Source organism: Candidatus Sulfotelmatobacter sp. (assembly GCA_035498555.1).
Classification (GTDB): domain Bacteria; phylum Eisenbacteria; class RBG-16-71-46; order RBG-16-71-46; family RBG-16-71-46; genus DATKAB01.
Map to the genome: position 1 here is coordinate 1 of DATKAB010000193.1, position 3,488 is coordinate 3,488.

General features: G+C 68.5%; 4 protein-coding genes. 1 reads left to right on the top strand and 3 read right to left on the bottom strand.

Going from position 1 to position 3,488, the window contains the following annotated elements:
- From VMJ70_15180 to VMJ70_15190, 3 genes are all read right to left on the bottom strand, one after another.
- Window positions 1–357, bottom strand: a 357-nt coding sequence (locus VMJ70_15180) for a tripartite tricarboxylate transporter substrate-binding protein (GenBank protein HTO92473.1), incomplete at its 3' end; no start/stop codon positions are given.
- A 38-nt stretch (window positions 358–395) separates the two neighbouring features.
- Window positions 396–1,487: an enolase C-terminal domain-like protein gene (locus tag VMJ70_15185; protein HTO92474.1), complete on the bottom strand. Its 1,092-nt coding sequence runs from the start codon at window positions 1,485–1,487 to the stop codon at window positions 396–398.
- A 52-nt stretch (window positions 1,488–1,539) separates the two neighbouring features.
- Window positions 1,540–2,373 (bottom strand): TauD/TfdA family dioxygenase, encoded by an 834-nt coding sequence (locus tag VMJ70_15190; GenBank protein ID HTO92475.1) that lies wholly within the window; start codon window positions 2,371–2,373, stop codon window positions 1,540–1,542.
- Between VMJ70_15190 and VMJ70_15195 the strand changes: the two genes are divergently transcribed.
- A complete protein-coding gene (locus VMJ70_15195; GenBank protein ID HTO92476.1) occupies window positions 2,257–3,444 on the top strand; it encodes a LysR substrate-binding domain-containing protein in 1,188 nt (395 codons plus the stop codon). The genes VMJ70_15190 and VMJ70_15195 overlap by 117 nt on opposite strands.
- The last annotated feature ends 44 nt before the right edge of the window (window positions 3,445–3,488 follow it).

The window sequence follows — 3,488 nt, forward strand, 5'->3', positions numbered from 1 at the left end:
CGCGAACGGATCGAGCTGGAGTCGGTAGAGCGGCTCGAAGTCGGTCCACTTGTGCTGCGCGCCGGGGATCTGCAGGATCGAGGTGATCCCGGTGCCGTCGGAGAAGATCGTCCGGCCGTCCGCGGGCGCCTGCTTGAGCGCCGTCATGGCGATCTGGCCTTCCGCACCCGGCCGGGGGTCGACGATCACCGGCTCCCCGAGCGCCTTCTGCAGTTCCTCGGCGAGGATCCGCAGCATCACGTCCTGCGGTGCACCCGCGTTCGAGCCATGGATGATCCTGATCGGGCCCTGCGCCTGAGCGACGAGGGCACACGCCGCGAGCGCTAGAGTGAGCAAGGTTCGAATGAATCTCGACATGTACGTCCTCCTGGGTCGTCTCCGCGCGCCTCGCCCGCCTAGCCGACCGGTATCGGACGCGCGCCGAATTCGCGCACCACGCGGGTGTGCGCGGCGAGCGCCTTGCGATCGATCTCCGGCCAGTAGCCCCGGCGCAGCACAATTCCGCCCGCCTCGAACCCGAGCGGGTTCGCGAACAGGCGCTCCCTCGCCTTCAGGAAACCGTTCATCTCGCCGGCATTGGAGATCGTTCGGGTCGCCACGCCCGCCTCCATCCAGCAGCCGATCTCGATCGAGACCCCGTCCCCGAGCACGGGCGTGAGCCCGAGCGCGCGGATGCGCTGCAGTGCGCTCGCCAGCATGTCGACGCTGCCGATCTTCTTCAGCTTGAGCTTGATGTGTCCGACGCCGGGGACCCCCGCCGCCCGCTCGATGTCCTCGAGGCCATAGATCGACTCGTCGAGCATCACCGACACGGTGGACACGGCTGCAACGGCGGCATTCGCGGCCCAGTCGTCGGCGCCGCAGGGCTGCTCGAAGAGTTCGATGCCGCGCGGATCGAGTCGCGAAGCGAAGGCCTTGCCGTCAGCCTCGCTGAAGCCGCGGTTCGCGTCCAGCCGGAGCGTGGCGCGCGCGTTCACGGCCCGCTGGATGAGTTCCACGCGTTCGAGGTCGTCCTGCCACCGGTAGCCGACCTTGACCTTTAGCGTGTGGAAGCCATTTGCGATCAGTCGATCGACCTCGGCGTCGATCTCGGGCGGCTCGTGCGCCTGGCAAGGCGCCAGGAGCGGCACTCTGGTGTCCTGATCGACCGAGAGCAGCGGGTGGCGCGTCACCATGTCGAGCGCCGCGAGCAGAGCGCTCACCGCGCCGGCGCTCACGTGCAGTCGCTCCAGCGCCGCGCGTCGGGCGGCCTCCAGGCCCATCCCGGTCACGCGCGCGCCCAGCTCGCAGCACACCTTCCAGGCGTCGTCGACGCTTTCCGGGGTGTAGCCGGGGACGATCAGCGCCTCGCCCCATCCCTCCCGGCCGTCGGCATCCCGGACCTCGACCACGATGGGGTCGAACAGAACCAGGTCCCCCGAGGAGAGCCGGTACGGTGCGAGCAGCGGGAACTCGAGCTGATAGACCTTGACGCGCTCGATGACCACGGGTCGCTCCCCCTACCTCACGCCGGTGTGGTCCACCCGACCGGCACGCTGGTCAGTTCACCTCCTCGCCGGCGATCTGCGTCCGGTAGAGCAGCCGGCGCGTGGCCGGATCGAACGAATCACGCCGGTGCATCGTGCAGCGGTTGTCCCACAGGATGATGTCGCCGAGCTGCCATTCCTGCCCCCAGACGAACTCGGGCTTCGTCGCGTGGGTCCAGAGCGCATCGAGCAGCGCCTCGCTCTCCTCGAGCGGCAGGCCCACCAAGTACGCGTTTCGGCGCCGGCCGAGGAAGAGGCACTTCTTCCCGGTGACCGGGTGCGTGCGCACGACAGGGTGCACGGCGCCGACCGTCCTGCGCGGATCGGTGATGTCCTCGAAGCCGACGCGCAGCTCGCCCGCGCTGTTGCGGCTCGCGTCGTGGACGCACTTCAGCGTCTCCGCGCGGCGCTTCAGTTCGCCCGGAAGCGTCTCGTAGGCGCGATACATGTTCGCGAAGTAGGTGTTGCCGCCGGCGGGCGGGATCTCCACGGCATAGAGCGCGCTCCCCTTGGGCGGCCGGGGGTTGTAGGTCATGTCCGCGTGCCAGACCGCCTCGTACGAGCCAAGCCCACCGATCGCCTTGCCATCGACCACCACGTTCGAGATCACCGTGATCTCGGGATGCTCGTCGGGGGACAGCTTCCCGGTCGGGTCACTCTTGATCGGGGCCCGGTCGAGCTCGCCGAAGTAGCGCGAGAACGCCGCCAGCTGCTCGAGCGACAGCCCCCGGTGCCCGCGGAAGCGCAGCACGAGGTGATCCGCCCACGCCTTGCGGATGACGTCGACTTCGCGCGCGCCCAGGGGGCGGGTCAGATCCACTCCCCTAACGTCGGCGCCGAGCGCCATCCCCGAAGGAATGACCGTCACGCCCCGGGTTGCGGCTGCAGCTTCGCTCATGCGCGCCTCCTCGCTTCGAATCGATCGGAAAGGTTCCTGAGCGGTACCTTAGGCGCCCGCCTTCTATCCGTCCAATCGATTTGTCGGATAGACTTATCTACCGTGACGATTAATGTGACCCTGCGTCAGCTCGAAGTCTTCATCGCCGTCGCGCGCGCGCTCAGCTTCAGCGAGGCGGCCAAGGCGATCCCTCTCTCGCAGCCGGCGCTCAGTGCGGCGATCCACAAGCTCGAGGAGGCGATCGGTGCGCGCCTCTTCGACCGGGACACGCGCAACGTCGCGCTGACACCGGTCGGGAGCGAGCTGCTCACCGTTGCCGAGGATTTGCTCCAGCATTTCGATGCCGAGCTCGCGAGCGTCCGCGACTACCTGAGCGGCAGGCGCGGGCGGGTCGCGGTTGCCGCATCACCTTCCCTCGCGTCGGGGTTTCTCCCGGAAGTGGTGGCGAGCTTCCAGCGCGCGTACCCGGGCGTCGGGTTGCAGCTGCAGGATGCCTTTTCCGACCTGGCAATCGACATGGTGCGCAGCGGCAAGGTCGACCTCGCGCTCGCCCCGGAGAAGCGCGAAGACCCGGCGCTCACCCACCTTACGCTCTTCCACGACCGGCTTGTCCTCCTCTGCCGGACTGACCATCCGCTCGCGAAGCAGCGCACGGTGAGCTGGCGCCAGCTCGTCGCGTTCAGCCACGTGGCGTTCCGGCGCACGAGCAGCGTCCGCCAGCTCGTCGAAGCCGCGTACACGCGCGAGAATTCGACGCTGCGCCCGGTCTTCGAGGTCGAGCACCTCGACACCATGGTGGGGTTCGTCGCCAACGGCCTGGGCGTGGGGGTGCTGCCATATTCGCTGATGAGGCGCGTGAAGCTCGGGCCAGTGGTCTATCGGCGCGTCACGGCGCCCGAGATTCACCGCGAGATCTGCCTGGTGACGCAGAAGTCGAGATCGCTTTCGCCGGCCGCGGAAGCCTTCTCACAGACCTGCATCAAGCACGCCGAGAAGAGCCGGGCTGCGGCCCGGGCGTGAGCTGGGCGACGCTCGCCCAACCGCGCTGCGAGCCCGCGGTCGCC

What these genes read in the sequence shown, in the direction of transcription:
- VMJ70_15190 (HTO92475.1), bottom strand. Translation starts at nt 2,373, where the DNA reads ATGGCGCTCGGCGCCGACGTTAGGGGAGTGGATCTGACCCGCCCCCTG.